General features: G+C 41.6%; 27 protein-coding genes, 1 other RNA gene and 1 pseudogene. 8 read left to right on the top strand and 21 right to left on the bottom strand.

Features of this window, described 5'->3' with window-relative positions:
- Positions 1-8 precede the first annotated feature (8 nt).
- Entirely contained in the window at positions 9-1022 is a 1014-nt protein-coding gene (gene hemB, locus F991_RS07000) for a porphobilinogen synthase (protein WP_004670174.1), read from the bottom strand.
- A 173-nt stretch (positions 1023-1195) separates the two neighbouring features.
- Here hemB and F991_RS07005 point away from each other — a divergent pair, with 173 nt between their 5' ends.
- From F991_RS07005 to F991_RS07025, 6 genes are all read left to right on the top strand, one after another.
- Complete coding sequence (locus F991_RS07005) at positions 1196-1693, top strand: thioesterase family protein (protein WP_004670177.1); 498 nt, start codon at positions 1196-1198, stop codon at positions 1691-1693.
- A 251-nt stretch (positions 1694-1944) separates the two neighbouring features.
- Entirely contained in the window at positions 1945-3093 is a 1149-nt protein-coding gene (locus tag F991_RS07010) for an HlyD family efflux transporter periplasmic adaptor subunit (RefSeq protein WP_004670180.1), read from the top strand.
- Between the two features lie 6 nt (positions 3094-3099).
- Positions 3100-4626 carry a DHA2 family efflux MFS transporter permease subunit gene (locus F991_RS07015; RefSeq protein WP_004670182.1) on the top strand — a complete coding sequence of 509 codons (1527 nt, stop codon included), beginning with the start codon at positions 3100-3102 and terminating at the stop codon, positions 4624-4626.
- A 301-nt stretch (positions 4627-4927) separates the two neighbouring features.
- A complete protein-coding gene (ggt, locus tag F991_RS07020) occupies positions 4928-6922 on the top strand; it encodes a gamma-glutamyltransferase (protein ID WP_004670183.1) in 1995 nt (664 codons plus the stop codon).
- 158 nt (positions 6923-7080) lie between these two features.
- Positions 7081-7439: a transfer-messenger RNA gene (gene ssrA, locus F991_RS17135) on the top strand.
- Between the two features lie 191 nt (positions 7440-7630).
- Positions 7631-8782 carry a tyrosine-type recombinase/integrase gene (locus F991_RS07025; protein ID WP_034595595.1) on the top strand — a complete coding sequence of 384 codons (1152 nt, stop codon included), beginning with the start codon at positions 7631-7633 and terminating at the stop codon, positions 8780-8782.
- 134 nt (positions 8783-8916) lie between these two features.
- Here the strand turns inward: F991_RS07025 and F991_RS17660 are convergent, their stop codons facing one another.
- The 10 genes and pseudogenes from F991_RS17660 to F991_RS07070 form a co-directional block, all read right to left on the bottom strand.
- On the bottom strand, positions 8917-9093 hold the full coding sequence (locus F991_RS17660; RefSeq protein ID WP_004670187.1) for a hypothetical protein: 177 nt from the start codon (positions 9091-9093) through the stop codon (positions 8917-8919).
- 17 nt (positions 9094-9110) lie between these two features.
- A complete protein-coding gene (locus F991_RS07030; protein WP_004670190.1) occupies positions 9111-9314 on the bottom strand; it encodes a hypothetical protein in 204 nt (67 codons plus the stop codon).
- Positions 9307-9534 (bottom strand): hypothetical protein, encoded by a 228-nt coding sequence (locus tag F991_RS07035; protein WP_004670191.1) that lies wholly within the window; start codon positions 9532-9534, stop codon positions 9307-9309. The genes F991_RS07030 and F991_RS07035 overlap by 8 nt, the downstream gene beginning before the upstream one ends.
- A complete protein-coding gene (locus F991_RS07040) occupies positions 9531-10025 on the bottom strand; it encodes a hypothetical protein (RefSeq protein ID WP_004670193.1) in 495 nt (164 codons plus the stop codon). The genes F991_RS07035 and F991_RS07040 overlap by 4 nt, the downstream gene beginning before the upstream one ends.
- A 25-nt stretch (positions 10026-10050) precedes the next feature.
- A pseudogene (locus tag F991_RS07045) lies at positions 10051-10389 on the bottom strand (single-stranded DNA-binding protein); the annotation flags it as partial.
- Complete coding sequence (locus F991_RS07050; protein WP_004670197.1) at positions 10377-10865, bottom strand: hypothetical protein; 489 nt, start codon at positions 10863-10865, stop codon at positions 10377-10379. The gene F991_RS07050 and the pseudogene F991_RS07045, both read right to left, overlap by 13 nt.
- Entirely contained in the window at positions 10862-11188 is a 327-nt protein-coding gene (locus F991_RS07055; RefSeq protein ID WP_004670198.1) for a hypothetical protein, read from the bottom strand. Before F991_RS07055 ends, F991_RS07050 begins: the two co-directional genes overlap by 4 nt.
- On the bottom strand, positions 11188-13947 hold the full coding sequence (locus F991_RS07060; protein WP_004670200.1) for a toprim domain-containing protein: 2760 nt from the start codon (positions 13945-13947) through the stop codon (positions 11188-11190). Before F991_RS07060 ends, F991_RS07055 begins: the two co-directional genes overlap by 1 nt.
- The gene (locus F991_RS07065; RefSeq protein WP_004670201.1) at positions 13947-14186 is read right to left on the bottom strand and encodes a hypothetical protein; all 240 of its coding nucleotides are present in this window, start codon (positions 14184-14186) and stop codon (positions 13947-13949) included. The genes F991_RS07060 and F991_RS07065 overlap by 1 nt, the downstream gene beginning before the upstream one ends.
- Positions 14187-14236: 50 nt before the next feature.
- Complete coding sequence (locus F991_RS07070) at positions 14237-14428, bottom strand: hypothetical protein (protein WP_004670204.1); 192 nt, start codon at positions 14426-14428, stop codon at positions 14237-14239.
- A gap of 97 nt (positions 14429-14525) precedes the next feature.
- Here F991_RS07070 and F991_RS07075 point away from each other — a divergent pair, with 97 nt between their 5' ends.
- Positions 14526-14867, top strand: coding sequence for a helix-turn-helix domain-containing protein (locus F991_RS07075; protein ID WP_004670206.1), 342 nt, complete (start codon positions 14526-14528; stop codon positions 14865-14867).
- 12 nt (positions 14868-14879) lie between these two features.
- Here the strand turns inward: F991_RS07075 and F991_RS07080 are convergent, their stop codons facing one another.
- From F991_RS07080 to F991_RS17140, 3 genes are all read right to left on the bottom strand, one after another.
- A complete protein-coding gene (locus tag F991_RS07080; protein WP_004670207.1) occupies positions 14880-15086 on the bottom strand; it encodes a hypothetical protein in 207 nt (68 codons plus the stop codon).
- A 145-nt stretch (positions 15087-15231) separates the two neighbouring features.
- Positions 15232-15429, bottom strand: a complete 198-nt coding sequence (locus F991_RS07085) for a hypothetical protein (RefSeq protein ID WP_004670209.1) — start codon at positions 15427-15429, stop codon at positions 15232-15234.
- A gap of 3 nt (positions 15430-15432) precedes the next feature.
- Positions 15433-15627: a hypothetical protein gene (locus F991_RS17140; protein WP_004670210.1), complete on the bottom strand. Its 195-nt coding sequence runs from the start codon at positions 15625-15627 to the stop codon at positions 15433-15435.
- Positions 15628-15940: 313 nt separating this feature from the next.
- Here F991_RS17140 and F991_RS07090 point away from each other — a divergent pair, with 313 nt between their 5' ends.
- The gene (locus F991_RS07090; RefSeq protein ID WP_004670212.1) at positions 15941-16168 is read left to right on the top strand and encodes a hypothetical protein; all 228 of its coding nucleotides are present in this window, start codon (positions 15941-15943) and stop codon (positions 16166-16168) included.
- Positions 16169-16194: 26 nt separating this feature from the next.
- Here F991_RS07090 and F991_RS07095 read toward each other — a convergent pair whose 3' ends face one another.
- The 7 genes from F991_RS07095 to F991_RS07120 form a co-directional block, all read right to left on the bottom strand.
- Entirely contained in the window at positions 16195-16524 is a 330-nt protein-coding gene (locus F991_RS07095; protein ID WP_004670213.1) for a DUF2511 domain-containing protein, read from the bottom strand.
- 214 nt (positions 16525-16738) lie between these two features.
- Entirely contained in the window at positions 16739-16909 is a 171-nt protein-coding gene (locus F991_RS17665) for a hypothetical protein (RefSeq protein ID WP_004670216.1), read from the bottom strand.
- Between the two features lie 71 nt (positions 16910-16980).
- Positions 16981-17181 (bottom strand): TraR/DksA C4-type zinc finger protein, encoded by a 201-nt coding sequence (locus F991_RS07100; protein ID WP_004670217.1) that lies wholly within the window; start codon positions 17179-17181, stop codon positions 16981-16983.
- Complete coding sequence (locus F991_RS07105; RefSeq protein ID WP_004670219.1) at positions 17174-17425, bottom strand: Ogr/Delta-like zinc finger protein; 252 nt, start codon at positions 17423-17425, stop codon at positions 17174-17176. Before F991_RS07105 ends, F991_RS07100 begins: the two co-directional genes overlap by 8 nt.
- A 155-nt stretch (positions 17426-17580) precedes the next feature.
- Complete coding sequence (locus F991_RS07110) at positions 17581-18894, bottom strand: contractile injection system protein, VgrG/Pvc8 family (RefSeq protein ID WP_004670220.1); 1314 nt, start codon at positions 18892-18894, stop codon at positions 17581-17583.
- Positions 18894-19334, bottom strand: a complete 441-nt coding sequence (locus F991_RS07115) for a phage tail protein (RefSeq protein WP_004670221.1) — start codon at positions 19332-19334, stop codon at positions 18894-18896. Before F991_RS07115 ends, F991_RS07110 begins: the two co-directional genes overlap by 1 nt.
- Before the next feature lie 6 nt (positions 19335-19340).
- Positions 19341-21437 (bottom strand): phage tail tape measure protein (locus F991_RS07120; RefSeq protein ID WP_004670222.1); only part of this gene is annotated, 2097 nt, incomplete at its 5' end.

Consider the following 21437-nt stretch of genomic DNA (forward strand, 5'->3'; position numbering starts at 1 on the left):
GTGGAGTTCTATTTCATCTCTTTCAGTTTACGCGCTGCTTCTTCTGCAAAATAAGTCCAGATACCATCTGCACCTGCACGACGACAGCACATCAAAGACTCTAAAATCACACTGTCAGATAGCCAACCATTTTGAATCGCGCCCGCAAGCATGGCGTATTCACCACTCACCTGATAGATGAAGGTCGGTACGCCAAAGGTGTCTTTTACTTCACGGACGATGTCGAGATAAGGCATACCCGGTTTGACTATCACCATGTCTGCGCCTTCTTGAAGATCCAATGCGATTTCATGCAACGCTTCAGCACGGTTGCCGATGTCCATTTGGTAATTATATTTATTGCCGCCTTTTAAGTTGCTTGCTGAGCCGACTGCATCACGGAATGGACCATAGAAGCTAGATGCATATTTCGCTGAATAAGCCATGATGTTGGTATAAATAAAACCATTTTGTTCAAGCGCTTGGCGAATCGCACCAATACGACCATCCATCATGTCACTTGGTGCAACTACATCAGCACCCGCCGCAGCATGGCTCAAGGCTTGTTTAACCAAGCATTCAACTGTTTCATCATTCAAGACATAACCTGTCTCATCAATAATTCCGTCTTGACCATGCGTGGTATATGGATCAAGTGCGCCGTCTGTAATTAAAACCATTTCTGGTAATTCTTTTTTTAATAAACGGCAGGTGGTTTGTACTAAACCATTTTCATCCCAAGCCGCTTCTGCTGTTAAGCTTTTATCTTGTTGTGGTGTAACTGGAAATAATGCAAGTTTTGATACACCCAGTTCTAACAAGCTTTCAGCTTTTTTGAGTAATAAATCAGCAGATAAGCGCTGCACATTTGGCATGCTTGGAATATCTTGCGTTTGTTGCTGTCCAGGTAATACAAATACTGGATAAATCAAATGATTAGCTGTGAGTTGTGTTTCACTGACCATAGCACGAAGTTGGTCGTTTTTACGGATACGGCGCATGCGAGTCGCAGGAAAAGCAGGACGATTGAACGTATAAGTCATAACAATCTCGATGTTCAGTATTACACTATAGGAGTAATTGAATCTTTTTAAGTCACGCTAGGGGAGAACTTAGCGGCTTAGGTCAATTAAATATCCTCGCTATTGTAGCCCCATAATTTTAGATTTGTACAAAATAATGGGATGTTTATCGTTCCTTTGGATTTAGACAGCGTATGAATGATGTAAAGAAAAACTGGACAGGTAATATTCAGTTAGGTGCTAAAGCCGATCATGGCGTGGTATTAAAACAGCTTTGTAAAGCATTTAATTCTTCACCATTTTTTAAGCACTGTGGCATGGTCATGCGAGTGGTGGATGATCAAATCGAGGGTTATATCGACATGCAATCTGAACTGATTGGTAATGTCGCTTTCCAAATTTTGCATGGTGGTGTTGCTGCAACAATGCTGGATAGTATTGGTGGCGTGGTGGCGATGGAACAACTTTATCGTCGTGCAAACCCTGAAGATTTACCCGATACCATTAAAAAAGTCTCTCGCTTAGCGACGGTCGATATGCGTGTTGATTATTTAGCACCGGGTCGAGGGAAATTCTTCATCGCACGTGCAGAAACCTTACGTCTAGGTCGCAAGGGCTGTACCATGCGTATGACCATGGTCAATGATGAAGAGAAACCGATTGCAACCGCAATTGCATCTTATGCATTTTAGCTATCTCCTGAATACTAAAGCGTCTTTGGACGCTTTTTTTATTTTTATAATCCATATCAAAAAATAATCATAAACATAAGCCTGATGAATCTTGTTTTTTTAAGTATAGCGATTCGGATGGTCAGAATAATTATAGCCCTTTGTTTGTCTTTAGCTTTTAAATTTTAATATTCCGTTAAGTATTCAAAATTAAGCTGGTCGGCTGATTAAACCAAAAGTTAAAAAGTCGTTTTAATTTTCAGGAATAACCTATGACTGACGCCCCAGCAAATTCACAGAATATGGTTTCAGACTCGGCATTAGATGATGCGATGAAAGCAAAACGTAAAAAATTTCTTGGATTTTTTGCGCTCATTCTGATTCTTGCCGCAATTTTGTATGCGATTTGGGCGCTATTTTTCAATCATTCCGTCAGCACAGATAATGCTTATGTCGGCGCAGAAACTGCCCAGATTACTTCAATGGTTAGTGGGCAAGTGGCTGAAGTATTGGTGAAAGATACCCAACAAGTGAAACAGGGGGATGTGTTGGTTCGGATTGATGAACGTGACGCCAAGATTCAATTGGCTCAGGCGCAAGCAGAGCTTGCAAAAGCACAACGTCAATATAAACAAAGCCAAGCCAACAGTAGTTCTTTGAACTCTCAAGTTGGGGTACACAATGATGAAATTATCAGTGCCCAAGCCCAAGTCAATAAAGCTCAAGCGGATTTTGATCGTGCTGTATTGGAGCTGAAACGACGTAATGAGCTTGCTGTTTCAGGGGCGATATCCAAAGAAGAACTCAGCAAAGCACAAAGTGCCGTTTCTACGGCTAAAGCCAGTTTGGATTTAGCTCAGGCGGGTTTAGCTCAAGCAACCTCAAGCCGTAAAGCTGCTGAAAGTACGCTCGCGGCCAATGAAGCATTGATTCAGGGTGTCAATGAGGCTTCAACGCCTGACGTTTTAGTGGCAAAAGCACATCTCGATCAAGCAATACTGGATTTGGAGCGTACCGTGATTCGTGCACCTGTTGATGGTGTAGTGGCACGTCGTAATATTCAAATTGGACAACGTGTTGCACCAGGCACAGTGATGATGTCGGTTGTTCCAATTTCTGCGTTATATGTCGACGCCAATTTTAAAGAAAGCCAACTCGCTAAAGTGAAAACAGGGCAAAAAGTCACTTTAAGCGCTGATCTCTATGGCGATGACGTGATTTATCACGGTGTAGTACAAGGTTTCTCTGGAGGTACAGGTTCAGCATTTGCTTTGATTCCCGCACAAAATGCGACAGGGAATTGGATCAAGGTCGTACAGCGTTTACCTGTGCGAATTATGCTTGATCCTAAAGAACTTGCAGAGCATCCACTGCGGGTTGGGCTGTCGATGCAAGTGAATATTGACCTCGCATCGAAGTAATCAGCCATGAAAACTCAAAATCCTTTTGCTGAACTGAGTGGTGGGCGATTACTGCTTGCTGCTTTTGTCATCGCACTCTCAAATTTTATGGTGGTACTGGATACCACCATTGCCAATGTTTCAGTGCCACATATTACGGGGAACTTAGCCGTTTCTAGTTCGCAAGGCACATGGGTGATTACCTCCTACGCTGTTGCTGAAGCGATTTGTGTACCACTCACAGGTTGGCTGGCTGGACGTTTTGGAACAGTTCGAGTGTTTGTGTTTGGGCTGATTGGTTTTACGATTTTTTCATTCCTGTGTGGTTTAGCGACTTCATTGGAAATGCTGGTGTTTTTTCGTATTGGTCAAGGATTGTGTGGTGGACCACTCATGCCATTGAGCCAAACCTTATTAATGCGTATTTTCCCACCTGAAAAACACGCACAAGCGATGGGACTATGGGCAATGACCACTGTCATTGGGCCGATCCTTGGACCCATTTTGGGTGGTTTGATTAGTGATAATTTGTCGTGGCACTGGATTTTCTTTATCAATATTCCAGTCGGTATCTTCTGTGTATTTGCGGCAAGTCGTTTATTAAAAGTTGCTGAAACCAAAACTGAAAAATTACGTATAGATGCGATTGGTCTTGGTTTACTGGTGCTATGGATCGGTGCGCTGCAATTGATGCTCGATTTGGGTCACGAAAGAGATTGGTTTAATAGCAGCGGTATAATTATGCTCGCTTTGGTCGCTATCATCGGCTTTATTGTATTTATGATTTGGGAGCTTACGGAAAAGTATCCTGTGGTGAATTTATACGTGTTCCGACATCGTGGTTTTAGCATTTCAGTACTTGCTTTGGCTTTTGGTTTCGGATCATTCTTTGGCAGTATTGTTTTAATCCCGCAATGGCTGCAAATCAACTTGGGTTATACCGCAACATGGGCTGGGTATCTCACGGCAACGATGGGTTTTGGTAGTTTGACCATGTCACCGATTGTGGCAAAACTTTCCACTAAATACGACCCACGAGCATTGGCCAGCTTTGGTTTGGCTTTACTTGGCGTGGTGACGTTGATGCGGGCATTTTGGGTCACGGATGCTGATTTTATGGCATTGGCTTGGCCACAAATTTTGCAAGGCTTTGCAGTCCCTTTCTTCTTTATTCCACTGTCCAATATTGCGATGGGTTCGGTATTGCCACAAGAAATGGCGTCTGCCGCAGGGTTAATGAATTTCTTGAGAACAATGGCTGGAGCAATAGGTGCCTCTATTGCGGTCACGATTTGGGATGATCACGCCAAAGTGGCACGGAGTGAAATGGTCAATGGCTTACACCCACAAGAAGTACAGAATGCGTTAATCCAAAACGGATTTTCTTCGGATGCGACTTTAGGTTTGATCGCGAATTTAGTGGACAAAGAAGCCATTACGATTTCTGCCAATCATGTCTTTATGATTATGGCGATGGTGTTTGTATTTGCCAGTATCCTGATTTGGATGAGCCCTAAACCGAAAGGTAGCGTGGATGGTATGCCTTCTCACTAATCATAAAAAACACTTTTAGATGATGGTTTTCGGCTTGTTTTTTAAGTACTGGTTGAGTTTGGAAATGGCAGATTATGTTTGTATTTATCAAAATACGGCATGCTAGAATCGGGCAGATCAGTTAAAAATTAAGCTAGAGAAAACAAGGAGGAATATTATTAGGTACTGGGAATAAACCTAACTCATTCAATATTATTAAAACTTTAATTTTATCAAATATTAAAAAATCTCAATACCTGAGAACAAAGAAGCTTGCATAGCAATTGCATGGATAGGCAGGCATAAATAGTGGAGTGATCACGTGAATAAAAGATATACATTTCTTTTCAGTAGCTTATTAGCAGTCGGTTTATTACAAGGGTGTGGAAGTGATTCCTCATCAGATCAGTCCAAAGATGATTCAAATATTGGTCAGCCACCGCAGTCGAATTTAATTGTAGATAATGACCCGAGCAGTTGTAGCAAATTGGCGCAAGATGGTTCAAGTGTCGTGGTTGGATCTAACCAAAATGGTGATCCATCAGCTCCTGAAGCTGCATCGGGTTATAAGTTAGGTCATACCGTAAAATATGCAGATAAATATATGGTGGTGGCAAATACCCCACTCGCGGTAAAAGCAGGCTGTGATATTTTAAAAGCTGGCGGTAGTGCAGTTGATGCTGCTGTTGCCGTACAAGCTGTACTGGGTTTAGTTGAGCCACAATCAAGTACCATTGCTGGTAGTGGTTTTATGATGTACTACGATGCCAAGACTAAAACCGTAACCGCCTATGATGGTCGGGAAACAGCACCTGCCGCAGCCAATGAATATTATTTAATTCGTCAAAATATAGATGATCCAAACTCACCTGCACCTGTACCAAGTGCTCGTCGTAGTGGACGCTCTATAGGTGTGCCGGGCGTCATGCGTTTGTTGGAGCAGGCTCAGCAAGAACATGGCAAACTTAAATGGAACCAGCTTTTTGATGAAGCGATTCATTTGGCTGACCATGGCTTTCGTATTCCGGGGCGTTTGGCCAGTGCTATTGAAAGTAATGCCAGCAATCTAGCGCTAGATGCAAATGCGATGAAGACCTATTTTTATCCTGATGGTACACCTAGAAAAGTAGGTGAAAGCATGACCAATCAGGACTATGCAAAAACGCTAGAAGCACTTGCAAAGCAAGGGGCTGGGGCAATGTATAGTGGTCCGATTGCTAGAAATATTGTTGAAAAGGCTGGGCAGATGGTGGGAGATGATCCAGCACGTACACCAATGACACCAAGCTTGATGACTTTGCAGGATTTATCCGATTATCAAGTTAAAAAACGAAATCCCGTTTGTACGACTTATCGTGACCGTTACTACATTTGTACGATGCCACCTCCATCTTCGGGTGGTATAGCTGTTGCTCAAACGCTGGGTATTTTAGAAAGCTTTGATATGGCCCAATACCCACCTAAAAACCCAGAAAATGAAGGTGGAGTGCCAAATGTAATGGGTGTACATTTGGTGTCTGAGGCAGAGCGTTTGGCCTATGCCGACCGTGACAAATATGTAGCAGACACTGACTTTGTGCCTTTACCTGCACGTGGTATTGCAAGTTTGCTTGATAAAAACTACTTAAAACAACGTGCCGCATTGATTAACCCAAGCCAGAGTATGGGTGTGGCACAGGCAGGTGATTTCAATTCAGCTTTTGGTGTCGATAGCACTGTTGAGCATGGTACAACTCAGTTCACGATTGTGGATGCTTATGGCAATGTGGTTTCAATGACATCGACTGTTGAATCGAGTATGGGGTCTTTTCACATGGTGGATGGTTTCTTACTGTCGAATCAGTTGACTGACTTTAGTGCTAATCCTTATGACAGCACAGGGGCGCTGGTTGCCAACCGTGTGGAAGGTGGTAAACGTCCTCGTAGTACGATGGCACCTACTTTGGTCTTTAAGGGCAGCACGCCAGATGAGTTTTATATGGCAACTGGCTCACCTGGGGGCGGAACCATCATTCAATATGTGGTAAAAACTTTGGTTGCTGCGCTGGACTGGAACTTAAATGCTCAGCAAGCGACTTCTTTGCTGAACTTTGGTGCAACCAATAGTCCAAATACCAATATTGACAGCTCCAATGATCAGCTTTCTTTGATTGAACTGGTCGAAGGTTTAAGAGCAAAAGGGCATAGTGTTGCCAATACTGCGCAAACCAGTGGTATTTCAACGATTATGAAAGTCAAAATTGATAAGCAAAGCAAATATGCGGGTGGGGCAGATCCACGCCGCGAAGGCATTGTTTTAGGCAATGGCGCTTTGTAGACCAAACTTAAAAAGCTGTCATTTTTGGCAGCTTTTTCTATGCAGGCCTTGAAAAAAACAAAAGCTACTCAATTATATAAATATGCCCATCAATGGCGGACTGTTGATAAAATGCGCAGTATTTTATTTTAGTTATGCTATGATGTGCGTTCAACTATGGGGATGTTTCTGGCTTCGACGCTGGTGATGAAACTTATAGATGCATGCCGAGAGCGCATTTTCTCTCGTAAATCAAATTTGCATTTTTTAGTCGCAAACGACGAAACTTACGCTCTAGCTGCCTAAGGGCAGCTTGTCCGCTTCACTGAATACTTGTGGTTAGTGAACCCGACTGTAGCGCACGCACACAAGTCCGTATAGAGCCAAGCCTCGGGGCTTTATACCAAACTAAGAGGATCGCGATTTGTACCCTGTTCGTCGGGTCACAAAGAGTTAAAATAGTAGACGATATCTAAGCATGTAGTATTCTCGAGTGTAGTGCTGGCGGACGCGGGTTCAACTCCCGCCATCTCCACCAAATGTAGTAATCAGGGTCAATCATTACACATCAGAATTGATCAGGATTCAGCAGAAAAGCCTTGAAACTTAACGGTTTCAAGGCTTTTTTGTGTCTATTCATCTGTCACGATAAATCAGATTGAATCATTGAAAATCACGGTCTATCAAACTAGGATGTTATACCAACGTTATACGGGTATAACATTTGAAATGTTGTCAGACTTAAAAGTAAAAAATTTAAAGCCACAAGAAAAACGCTATTCGATTGCAGATGGGGAAGGGTTGATTATTTCTGTGTTTCCATCTGGAAAAAAGAAATGGGTACTGTCGTATCGTCACCACGGTAAACAGAATCAAAAAACATTGGGTGAATATCCTGAAATTGGCTGTAAGGATGCACGAAACCTTGCCCGGGATTTTAAAGCACAGCTGAGTGGTAAAAAAATCAATGTGCCGACATTGGGCGAAGTCATTCAGGAATGGCTGGCGATCATGGGGCCACGTTGGACCAGTGATAAATATAAATATACGGTGATTTACCGATTAAATTACATTTCTGAAGATTTATCTAACACCAGTGTTGATGAAATTGAACGAAAAGATGTCGTAAAAAAAGTAAAAGAGATTGTGGCCAAAGGAACCATTGAAACTGCCAAGCGAGCCTTGCGCCTGTTAAGTGATGTTTTTAACTTTGCGATTGCATCTGATTACACTGAAAAGAATCCATGTATTTTGGTCAGCGATGTAATTCCTAAACAGGACGTTGAAAATCTGGCTGCATTGAAGCCACATCAAATGACAGAGTTCTGGACAAAGGTGCAGCAAAGCTATGTCACTGATGATTTGATGATTGCACTAAAACTTGCCTGTTATACCGCTGTTCGTATATCAGAGTTGCTTCATGCTAGGTGGGATACAGGGGAAATTGATCTGAATAAAAAAGAATGGATCATTCCGGCATCGCGGATGAAAATGCGTCGTGATCATGTAGTCCCACTGACGGATCAGACCTTTGCGCTGTTTAAAATTATGTATGACCGCAAAACTGATGATGGTTTTATCTTTAAACATACGCGAAAGCCGAATATGCCATGCCGATCAGAAAGTATATTGGCCATTATTAAGCGTAATGGCTATGCTGGTCGGATGACTACACATGGATTCCGTACCGTTTTTTCAACACATGCCAATGAATCGACCTTATTTCGTGAAGATGTCATTGAATATCAAATTGCTCATGTGCCTAAAAATAAGATCCGGGGCATTTATAACAGGGCAGAATACTGGTCGGAACGGGTGGAATTAATGACCTGGTATGCCAATGAAGTTGATCGATGGATGAAAATTTTTGAAAAAGGTTAGAAAACTGAGATTTTTTAAGTAATTGGTTGAAAAGTAGAGTAAAACAGCTTTTAAATTGAGGCTAGAAACTGGCTAGAAGTCGGTTGAGTATGGGTTAGAAATCAAAAAAAGGGGCATAAATTATGCCCCTTTTTCTATGACTGTGTACCAATCGTGGTGTCATTTCGCATTGCTTCGAGTGTTGTTTCTTTCCACTCTTTGCGGTTTCCGAAAACACGCTCCGGAGGATACTTTTTGATGTAATGCTTCTTAAAGGTATTCACACAAATCCCCAATTCTTTGGCCACTTTGACCATTGGATGCCAGGACATAATTAGTTTTCCTCCCTTTAAATAACAGCAATAAAATCAAAATGTTTTAGGTTCATGTGAAATGGTGTGAACCAGGTCTTTACCCACATGGTGCGGTTAAAGGTCAGCAAACGATCCTTGCCGTCTTCCTTGAAGTAGGTCACACGATCAGCTTTGACTGCCACGATGGTTGCACCTTCAGGTTTTTCGGCCTTGAGCTTTTCAAGTTGCTGGTTAGTCATTATCTGTGTCCTGTTGCAGTGCTTCAAATTCAGTCAGCCATTGTTCACGACTTACACCATTTTCAGCGGTTGTTGGGGAAATACCGGCAATGTAATAGCCTACTTTTGTGTCTGAAATTGGATATTCCTTGGCAATGATATTTACATATTCACAATTCATGGCTTTTACAGTTTCATAGGCTTCAGCAGCTTTTTCATGGTCAGAGGTTACTTTAATCATTTCTTTGTTTTCTCCGTAACACTTTGATACTGACTAGCAGTCAATTCAATGTGGGGCAAAACAACGTCAAAGTTTGCTGACACAAAATATTTATTTCCTTTCTTTTGGAAAGCTAAATCAGCTCCATAACGGATGACTTCACCAAAGAGTGTCGTTGTCAGATCAGAGTAATTAAGGTTATTCATATCCTTCATAAATTCTGAATAAAACTGTTTATTCGTTTTACGTGGTCTCGCTTCAAAAATAGGCTTTCCATCCATTGGCTTGCCTTTGCTAATTTTAAAAAGCGTTTTGTCAATTTTTGATTCATCAAAAAACCAAATGTGATGGAAGATTTTTCCATTTGATAGCGTATTGTGAACGCCATACCCATCAGCACTATATTGTTCACCCACTAAATGAAGCTTTTCATCGAATTTATTTGAAGCAGAAAGAGCCGCATCAATTTTATTTACAGCTTCTGTGTCATTAATTTCATAATATTTTTGCATTGCTTTCCCCTTAATAGCCATTTGCCTGTGGTGCAGAGTCGAGCAGCTGCATCTGTTCTGCATGAATTTCCGTGGTGTAGCGTTCAATACCGTTCTGATCCGTCCATTGACGTGTTTTTAATTTGCCCTCGATGTACACCTTTGAACCTTTTTTCAGGTACTGCTGGGCAATTTCACCTAAGCGGTTTTTGACCACGATACGGTGCCATTCAGTTTGTTCAATCCATTCACCGCTCTGTTTGTTTTGCCATTTTTCAGACGTTGCAATGGAGAAATTGCAAAGTGAACCACCGTTTGGAAAGCTTTTGCTTTCAGGATTGGCACCCAATGAGCCTACCAGTACAACTTTATTTACACCGCGCATGATGTTTCTCCTTCAAATTTGGCAAAATGACTGAAATGCGCTGTGAAGCATTTCTGGTTATTAGTGAATGGAATGTTCGGATTATGGATATGACAAACATACAGCTGATCATTGCCGACGATCTGAGTCACTTCAAAACGCTGATGACTGCTGACAATAAATCTGTAGCGTGCAAATTCATCCGGGATCCACACGATGTCGCCTATGGCAAATTCATGCGCAGTAATCATTTCAGGATCTGTGAACGGTAATTCAGAGTCAAAATTGAGTTCAGCAGTTTCAAGTCCACCTGGCTGTGCTTTGCCAGTTTCAACAATATTTTTCATTTCGTTGATCAGGATGCATGCTTCAGTTGGCATGTGCTGAATGCATGGGTGCTGATTCAAAACAGTATGTAAGCGAAGTACACGTGCTGAAATGTCCTGATGTTCAGCGATCATTTTGAAATAGCTTTGATCTTGAGTTTGAGCGTTCATGCGTTTTGCTCCTTTATTTCTTCAATTTCATAATCTTCAACATATAAATCTAGGCGATCGAAGAACGTGCTTTCATCTGGAATGCTTCCACGACCTTTGTTCCAGCAAGGAGTTACCAAACCAAACACATCCCAGGCTGAGTCTTGACCACCATTTAAAACAAGCTTTGCAGCAGCTACATAAAGATCATCCGAGTTGGAGACTTCATAACCGCAAGCATTAATATCTTTAATTAACTCAGGGGTTAAGTTGTTGAATGTTTCACTTAGTTCAATTTCCATTTCGACTTCAACAGTCAGAGTTACTTTCTTTTTAATACCCATTATTTTTTTGCCCCTAAATTTGGATTGGTGAAGATCCAACACTTCACGTTACGGCTTGGTTTCCCTGGTGCTTCACGACTTTTATTCACTGCTGCCACGTCATCGGCAGGGAAACGGTCTGAGTACACCTGTTTATTACTTTCAATGAATTTGTACTTGCGTGAGGTGCGAAGTAATTTCTTCATTTCATTGATTTCAGGCAGCTGCTGATAATTGCGTGCAGCCACTTTGTAAATTTCGTTTAAGTTGATTGCGACGGTTTGAGCATCGGCAGGGTGGTGGTTCAAGCCCCATTCTGGTGAACGATTGCCTTGAAGGTATTCGTAAGCGTCCCAGAATTTCTCAACGTCAGGATGATCACCATTCAACTGTTCAACACGTTCACGTGCCATTTGTTCAAGCATTTCTTGTGCTTCAATCATATCTTCCAAGTCGATTGGCAAAACGTGTTTGGTCATTGCTTCAATCAGTGCAGCCACTTGTGCATGACATAGGGCAATACGTGTATGAGTAATGCCAATTTCATGATAGTGATCTTCAATTGACTGTAACTTTGATGCGTATGTCTCCAAGATTTTGTCTTCATTACGCAGGCAATGTGTCATGAACGTACAAGCGTCTTCGAGTTCCATGCGATCCAGTTCATCGACAATGCGTTTGGTTTCCAGTGACTGTCCTTTACGGTCAAAGTACAAGTGCAAAGTACGAGTCAAAATTGCTTCTGAAGCCTGAATTGCCGTGTTCTGTGAAATTAAAATTGCACCACGAAACGGTGGTTCATAGGTTTCATTACCTGCCGTCTTTAAACCTTTGGAACGGATGGCACGACCATTGAAAGCATCTTTGAGTTCATCCCAACTAAATTTGGACTTTTGAACAGCATTACCGTTCACGTCATTACGGTCGCCTTCGATCAGGACCACTGGAAGGTTTGCGATCTGTGCAAAGTTACGGTACACCGCCACGTTGGTTGATTTGTTTGCATCAAAGCCTTCATAGTCTTTACGACCAGATAACTTCCACATCATTTCGATTAAACGTGACTTACCTGCACCGGCTTCACCGACAATTTCCATGAAAGGATATGAGCTGTGCATGGCACGGATTTGTTCAGCAAAATATGAACCCATCCACCATGCAAGCGCGACAATACCCTTGGCACCACGGACTTTATGGAAGTCATTCCACCATGAAGGATCAAACTGTTTTTTAGGGTTCAATGTGATTGCTGGTGAACTTGCCAGTGTTTTAATTTCCTGACGTTTTACTTTGAAAAAGTCATGCTCATTGATTGGGATGATTTGCCCTTGATGAACAGCGTATTTTTCAAAAATATAAGTCTGGTATTCACGGCTATAACCAATGTAATCAATGGTTTTGACTTCACGTAAACGTTCGGTTTCACGTTTGATGAATGTCTCCAGCTGCATATCTGTACCTGTCCACATTGCACCAGACATGACCGACATGACACGTGGTTTGAACTTTGAACGTGATGACATTTGATCAGCTGTAAAAGTTGTTTTTGCTTCTGACCATGGGCTTTGCAATTTGAAGTAGTACCAAGATTCGTCGGTAATTTCATTACGCTGGAAGTACAACGGTTCAATCTGAGCATTACAAATTTCTTTTGCTGCTGAACAGTTTTTCAATGCACTAGCACGGATCTCTTTATCAGTCAGGATCTGCCCACCATTTTCTGCTGCTTCGTTGTTGCGGTCTTCCAGGTGCTGAACTGCTTTGTTGAATTTGTCATAGTCGAGTTCCCACCAGTACAAACGGAATTTGTGGTTGTAATAGAACGTGTGACGACGACCTTCATAGAAGTTGTAAATTAAAAGACCTGCTTCTTCTGCAGTTTCAGCAATCAGCAATTCACCATAGTGTTTGTACTTTGGGAATTGATCAGGGTTGAGTTTGTCCCACTGAAATAAATCATTCCAATCAAGTTTTTTACCACCATTTGCAGGTGGCTGTGCAGCAGTCGATGACCAACCTTCAGCACGTGAACGTTCATGCCATTTAACTGTGTAACCTTTACCTGCAGAATCATTATCGAATGCCCAACGTAAACGTGGCTTATCAATTTTGAGTTCATGGCAGCGATCAGCGATGGCTTTAAGCATTTGAGAAGGGTAGTTGACACATGACAGGCAAGACATGGCTTTCACACCTGACTGACTCAGTGCAATGGCATCAAAGATTCCTTCAGTGATCCAGATCGCTTGGCCTTTTTCCCCTAAACGGCAAAGTTCATCCAATTCATGCACTGACCATGCTTGGCCAGCATTTTTAAAACCATAGTTAAAACGTGCTTTTTTATTGCCGAAACGTTCTGGTCTGTCGATTAGACGTTCCCAATAGTTTTTTTCATCCAGCATAAAGCGAACAGTTGCTGATGATTCTTTGCTGTCTTTATCTGTATAGAACTGCTGGGTATATTTACCAATTAAATTTTTAAGATCGAAACCACGACCTTCAGATAAAAATGCATCTGCTGCAGCGTTTGGATTGGTGTCGGTTTGTGGGTGATATTCAGACCAATCTTTAAATAGATCGTCACAAATATCTTTCACGTGTTCTTCATAGCCACATTTGACCAGACGACCACATTTCACGATACGTGGGTTGTGGGCATGGGTATAAAGTTCTTTTTTACCGCATTGTGGGCAGACACCTTCACGGAACCATTCGCCACGTGTCTTGAAGCTGAACATTTGTTCAAGACGGGCAATGATGCGGTGTTTCATATCAGACATTAGTGAAGTCCTTTTACGTTGCTGTCTACAATCCATTCCCAGTCCTTTGCGTCTTGGAATGTAATGATTTGGTGTTCAAATAAGGCTTCGATATAGCCTTTTAATTTTTCAGCAAAGCGTTGACGTTCTTCACCGGACAAAGTTTTAAGTTGTGCTATACGATTGCGTAAGGCTTCTGTACCATTGCGGTTCGAAATTTGATTCTTTCGCTTTATACAAAGTTCTTGAAGTGTTGTCATTCTGTTTACTCTTAGCTTGAATTAAGTAAACTAATAAGCTTTTCAGGGGCTTATTGTTTATTTTTGGCTTCAGAAAATGGGTTGTCAGATTTTTCAACTTTCGATAAAGCTTCAGAAATGAGTTTTTCTGTAAAGCTGGAAATTGTCATTCCTGCTTCAGCAGCGCAGACTCTCAGGAACTGATGACGGTTCGGAGTTGTGTGTGTGATGATTGCTTTTGTTCTGCTTTCGACATTACTCATAGCAAGTCCTTAAAATGTTGATAGAGCATCAGTGAATCACTGTATTACTGGATAATATTACGATAAATCGAAAGTTTCAATACTTTGGTGGGATAAAATGTCGATTAATGATAAGTTTTTGGAGCGCGGGGCGCGCTTAAAGGCGGAACGTAAGCGTCTCAAGCTAACTCAACCAGCCATGGCTGAGTTATTGGACGTTGCTGTAGGTTCTATTGTTCGTTATGAAAAGCAAGGCGATCCGTTGAATCAGAACCAATTAACTGTTTTGCAAGATGCGGGATTTGATACGTTCTATGTGACGTTTGGGGTACGATTTACGGAATTAAGTGAAGATGAGCACCAAGTAATTTCTGCTTATCGGTCACTAAAAAACGATACAGCGAAAATAGGTTTTCTCGGAATGGCCAAAGCCTATGCAACGCAAAATGCCACCGATTAGGTGGCATTTTTTTTACAATGACATTTCAATTTTTTTAATTATTTTATTTACTTGAGCATGCATTGTGGTGAATAGTGAATTGATCTCTGCTGCGTCAATCTGTTCACCTTCCTGGACTTTCATTTTACTCATCAAACCTAGACAGTTTTTTAAGTGAATTAATTCAATTAGCGTTTCTTCGTTTTGGTCATCATTGTTGTTTACGGTATTGTTCGACATTTATCCTCCTTTAGTAACATTGAACATTGTATTGAAAAGATAGAAAAGAGGAAGGTCATCAAGATACCCAGTGCGACAGATTATGTCTTCTAGTCAAAAAATAATCGTAAAATTATAAAAAAGCCCTCAAAATGAGGGCTTTCTTTTAAACTATGCTTTGGAAAGAATCGATAATTTTTTTCATATCCCTACTAAATGAGCTAAACAAAGCATTTAATTCTTCACGTTTCAAAACTTCCCCACTGGAAACTTCAACTTTGCTTAAAAAGCTTAAACGATGATCTAACTCAATCAGGTTGATCAAAATTTCTTCGCGAACATCGTTATTGGATTGTGTATTCATGGCTCATACTCCCCAAAACAATAATGAGAAGACGATAGAACATGCTGAAAAGAACACGGTGGTGTCTAAGATGTTTTTAAAAATTTGTTTACGTTTAAGTTTGCGCTGGCGTTGTTCATACGCTGCTAGGTCGTAAATAGGGGAGTGTTCACGTACGTTTTTTTGAGTGCACGAATGTGCAGAAGCGAACTGTTTCATTTGCTAATTCCTTATGTCAGTTTTGAAACTTGACACCATTACTTCCTACGGTAATGGTGGCAGACTGAATGGCGGTAGGAATACCGTGACATAAGGAACGGCAAATCGCCTGTGCGATCTCACCATCCAGCCTGCCATAAAAGGCATAGCCGAATTTTACGCAAAAAAATAGCCCGTGGGCGGACTTTTTGCGCCTTATGTCAAATATTTCAGGTTCCTACGCCTGACCACAGATTTTGCTGTAGTATTAAAACTGTATCAGTGAATCACTTTGCGCGTCAAGTGACTTTATAAAAAATTGAGAGGTAAAAGGATGCAAGCTATAACTAAGAAACAATTACTGGAACTGGTAAATGCAGAAGTAGATAAGCTTATTGAAGATGATGAAACCCTGGTGATTAGTGATGTTAAGCAAGAAGGACATATTTTTGTTTTTTATGCAGATGACTTGCTTAATAATCCGGAAAGAATAATTTTAGCCCAGGAAATAATTGAAAAAGTAGAACCCTTGTTTAGGGATAAATATATCTTAATTGATTAATAAAAAGCCCCCAAAGGGGCTTTTTATTATTTCGATGGCTCACAAAGCTTCATACCTTCATCAATGAGGATATTTGGACTCATTTTGAATTTGTATCCCATATTTTCTGTATCTTTGGTGATTTCAATAATGGTCACATAATCATTTGATGCTGATCCGTTCACACCATACTTCTGACCATCTGGTGCAGTAAATACAATGCGTGTTGGTGGTTCACAATGTAGGGTTCCTTTATCCACAGTCAGTGGCCATTTGTCCCCAAATTGATCTGCGGTCACTTCTACTGTTTGATATTCTGGTGTACTGCTGCATGCGGAAATAAAAGCTGCTGCCACTGCTGCGATAAACTTTTTCATTGAATGCCCTCTATATAAATTAAAAGCCCCAAGTGGGGCTTTTAAAGGATGCCTGATCAGGTCAAGCCCTGCACAGCATATTGATTATTCTGCTGTCATCCTGTTGTTATTATAACCGTTTTTTTAAAACCATCCTACTGTGTGTAGAAATAATAAAGCACTGCCGATCACACCCAGCATAGCACCGACTAAAAAAGGATAGAGCCACATATTTTTATCCTTTACGCTTGGTTTGTGTTTGAATAAATGCACAGCTTGGTTTGTTATTTTGCTGAATTAAGCTTTCAATGCGTTTGGTATAACGGTCGAACAAGTACCAGATGATGAGTACCACGGCAGCCAATAGGTTTACAACAATTAAAATCAGTGCAGTTTGTTGGTCCATTTTTATTTTTCCTTTGCTTATTAATCTTGTGATTGCATTCAGGGCAGGGGCATTCGATTGGATCTGATGTATCAGCGATAACGATTGGCATGGCGTTCTTCCAAACTTTTACATTCAATGCATAAAGTGACTGCACCTAGCTTTTGTCGTTCTGGTGGAATGTCATTACCGCATTTTTCACATTCAGCAAGTGATGGTGTGCTGTAATCACGTGGCTTGATGTTGACTTGGTTTAGTTGGTTTTCTTGTGCGCGGTCAATTGGGTCAGACACATGCTCCCCCTTTTCCTTGTTTTGCTAATGACTTAGGAAGATGAATTTCAGGGTTTGGCATTGCAGAAGGGGATAGTTCAGCATCCCAAGTTAAAAAACCTTGAGCTGTAAAACCACAATGTAAATTGGTGCATTGACCGTATAACCGTTTTAAAAGTGGATCGACTTGTTCGCTTGAACGGATCCAAAGAGATTCGCCGCAATGAGGGCATTTATTACTTATCGTACGTCCTGGTTTAGACATTTTTTTGCTGCCTCTGCTGAATAAATAATATTCAACAAATATACAACAAAATTACGTTATATCTAAAGTTTCTATTGTAAAAGTTATTAAATATCGTTATTTTGTTTTTACCCATTTAATCCTGACTCTACCCCAAAGTCAGGATTTTTTTTGTCCTATTTTTTGGCTTTGTCTATTTTTTCTTGTTCACGTTTTACGGCATTGTTTGCGGTCTTTTTCGATTTGTAGACGTGAGTCAACTTTAATGGCTTGCTTTGATCACCTGAGGTGATTTTGACTGACTTGCCACCTTCGCTGTAATAGGCAATGACACCGGTATAATCTGCATAATTTTTACCAGTGCGCTTTTTGGTTTTGGACTTTTCTTTTTCTTCTTCAGTCTTTTCTTCTTTGCCTTCAAACAGTGTCGATACATCATCGGCATCGGGCAGCTGCACTTCAAGTTCAACTGATGTGGTGAAGCCATTGTCATTGAGTGAATGGGTGACGTTTGTTCCTAACCAGATAATGTCATCAATTTCAGTTTTTAAGCCAATGAATTCAAATTCCTGTTCAGGGATTAAAGTTGGATCACCAAATGCCAAGGTATATGTCAGTTTTTGGGCAGTACGTTTGCAACGATTGTATTCCGCATTGGCTGCCAGTTCAGCGGTGGTTTTATCCCGATGCACATAGCGGATCTCTTTCATGTTGTCTTCACTGTCACCGACCACCACATGCAATTTCTTGGCTTTGTTTTCAGTGTAGTAATAGGCTTTGACACCTGTAATATTGTCCGTACCTGTGCCATTGGTGTAGTTGTGCTGATCGCCCTTATTTCTGGTGATTTGCACACGTGGCAAATCTAAACCTGAAACCGCTTGACTTGCGCCACGTGGTAATAAAATCAAATGTCCATTCTTCACTGTGGCAATTGCGTCATTTTCATCGGCAATACGTGTAATGAGATTTGCATCAGATTCATTCTGGGCAATGTATTTAATTTTTTTTGATGCGAATTTTTCATGAACAATGACTTTCAGTTCATATTCAGCACCGACTTTTTCAAATATTTCTTGAATGGTTTTGTCGCTCCAGCTGCGTTCACGCTTTTGTTTTAAACCTTCTGATACATCATTGGCCATGGCAGAAATACTAAGTACATCTGGTGCGCCACGATGGGATGTGGAATCGACTTTGTATTTGCCTTTGTCAAATAAACCAGTATTGGACCAACCTAGCCAGACCTGAATGATGGCACCTTTGGGTGGAATACTGAGCATGCCATCTGCATCATTCAATTCGATGTCCACTGAATCCACCACAAGCCCACGATTGTCTTTAATACTCAGTGACATTAAACGTGAAGCCATAAGGGATGAGATATCGACACCATCGACTTCAACTCGAAAAATTGGGTAAGGATATTCCGTCATTTTTTCAACAGAATTTAATGCCGTACCAACGACGTTCATGACTTTATTCAGCATTATAGAATCCTATTCAGTGCGCCAATACCCATGCCGATCAGGGTGCCTAATAAGGTCGGTTGCCAATCGCGTACAATGGTCAGTTTTAAAGTGAATTCAGTTTTACGTGCTGCACCATCTTTAAAGAAATAGGTTTTGGTTTCATCTAAATCATTGATGATGACTAAGCCATAAATTTTGCCTGTGCCTTCAATTAAGGTATATGCCTTGCCTGTATCCCCCATTTGTCTGAGGGTGTCCAATGTGGCACGACTTCCTGTCAATTCGTGGTAAATCACACCTTTGAGTGTAATGACATCCTCACCTTTACCAATAAATTGATAGGCAGGGGAGTCCCCGACACGGCTATTTGAAGGGTGTCGCCAATTGGTGACACGTTGCAGTTCTTGATATGACGCTGTTCGTAATGAGAAGACAAACAAGCCTAGAGCCATCATCATGTGTCTTTACTCCGTGTCTGTTAAAAATTTACGTTTTTTCATCTGCTGTTCTTCAGCCACTCGCTGGAGTTCCTGACGCATTGCTTCAGCCGTTCCTTTAACCACGGATCCATCTTTGACATGAATATGCACTTCAATCGTGTCTTGGCTGATATATGAACGTGGGTTATTGCGACCAACATTGATGGGTTTGACTGGCTTAGTTTGGGCAGCAGTGTTGACCACACCTTGTGTGGCGGTGGATGTTGCTGCAATCGGTAATCCATTGGCATTGGCAATACCGTTGGCCATACCTTGCATGGTGTAGCCACCAATGCCCATGAAGACACGTGAGGGTGAATGAATGCCTAGAATGCCCTTGGCTTTATCAATCACGCCACTGACAGCACCTGTGATAGCATCTTTTACGGCATTTACTTTGGATAAAATACCGTTCTTGAGCCCTTCTAAAATCATGGCACCAAAGCCGGTAAACTTCGCTGGAAGATCCACACCGAACCATGACAGTACTTTTGCAAATGCTGAATAGAACAGTCCGATTGGACTCCAATTGATGATCAGTGCTGAAATTCCGGTGATACCACCATTGAATGCCGTCTTGATGGTGTTCCAAATGCCGACAAAGAATGCTGAGATCGGGGCCCAATTCTTATAGATCAGCAGGGCAGCACCAGCAATGGCAAGGACAATCCATGTAATTGGGTTGGTCAGTAACGCCATGCTCATACCTTTGGCAGCCAAAGCAACTGCACCAAATGCACGACCAACCATCATCATTGGTCCAAAGATTGTGATTAAGCCAATTGATAGGGCAGATAATCCACCAACAATGGCAATGGCTCCAATGGCAACTTTGACTAAACCTGATGCTAGACCAGGATTCGCTTGTGCCCATTTTTGAACTGAGCTCATAACACCATTGAAACTGCCAATCATGGAATTGACACCAGGCAATAAAACATTGCCGATGGTGATGCCTAAGGCCGCCATCTGGTTCTTGGCCAATTGAATATTATTGGCTGTAGTTGCAGCGCGTGCTGCATATTCTGCTTCCATTGATCCAGCGTAGACTGATGCACTTGATACAGCATTCAGATTCTTGGTCAGTGTATCCAGACCTTGTGAATACTGCATGACTACTGGTAGTGCTTCAGATCCAAACAGGCTATTGGTTACAGCCACCTGTTCTTCTTTTGGTAGTTTCTGGATGGCTTTCAGTACCGTTGCAATGGTACCTTCAGCATCCTTTTGCATGTTCTTAGCAACATCAGTAGATTTCAGTTTTAGTTTTTCAAAGGCTTCGACTTGTCCTTTGGTTGCTGATTCGCCTTTGGTCATTGCCAGAATAATATTCTTAATACCAGTGGCTGCAACATCAGGTTCAACGGAAGTCAGAGATGCAGCCATGGCAGCAATACTGCTGGAAGCAAAACCACCGACTTCACCCAGAGCACCAATACGCTGCACCACTTCCATAATCTTGTCAGCTTTATTTGGTGATGTATTGCCGAGATAGTTGATCTGGTCGGCTAAGGCAATGACCTGTGGCTGGGTCATTTTGAATGCTGCACGCATTTCTGCCATGCTTTGACCTGCCTGATCTGCAGTGATGTCAAATGCCACACCCATTTTTACTGCAGATTCAGCGAAGCCAATAAGTTCATTCTTGGCAATACCTGACTGAGCGCCAGCGGCAACAATGGCTGCAATATCTTTGGCCGCCATTGGAAGGCGTGTGGTCATTTCAAGAATTTGATTGGACATGGCTGTATAAGCCGGTGTGATTTTGCCGGCTTCATCTTTCAGGCCATCCACGACCTTGGCCACGTCTGCCATGGCTGATTCATAATCGATGGCAATTTTAACTGGTACTGCTAAAGCAGCTGCACCAGCACCTGCAATCATGAGTCCCTTTTTAGCCATATCATTGGCTTTGCCCATGCGTTCTTGCATCTTTTCGTATTTCTTTTGGGCTTCTGTATGTTTGCCCAAGGATTCTTTTTGTTTGTTTAGCTCCATGGTAGTCAGATGAATCTTATTTTTTAGATCTGATTCTTCATCATTCAATCGATCCATCTGAATGCCAGCTTTGTTGAATTCCTG

This window comes from Acinetobacter sp. CIP-A165 (genome assembly GCF_000367985.1).
Lineage (GTDB): Bacteria > Pseudomonadota > Gammaproteobacteria > Pseudomonadales > Moraxellaceae > Acinetobacter.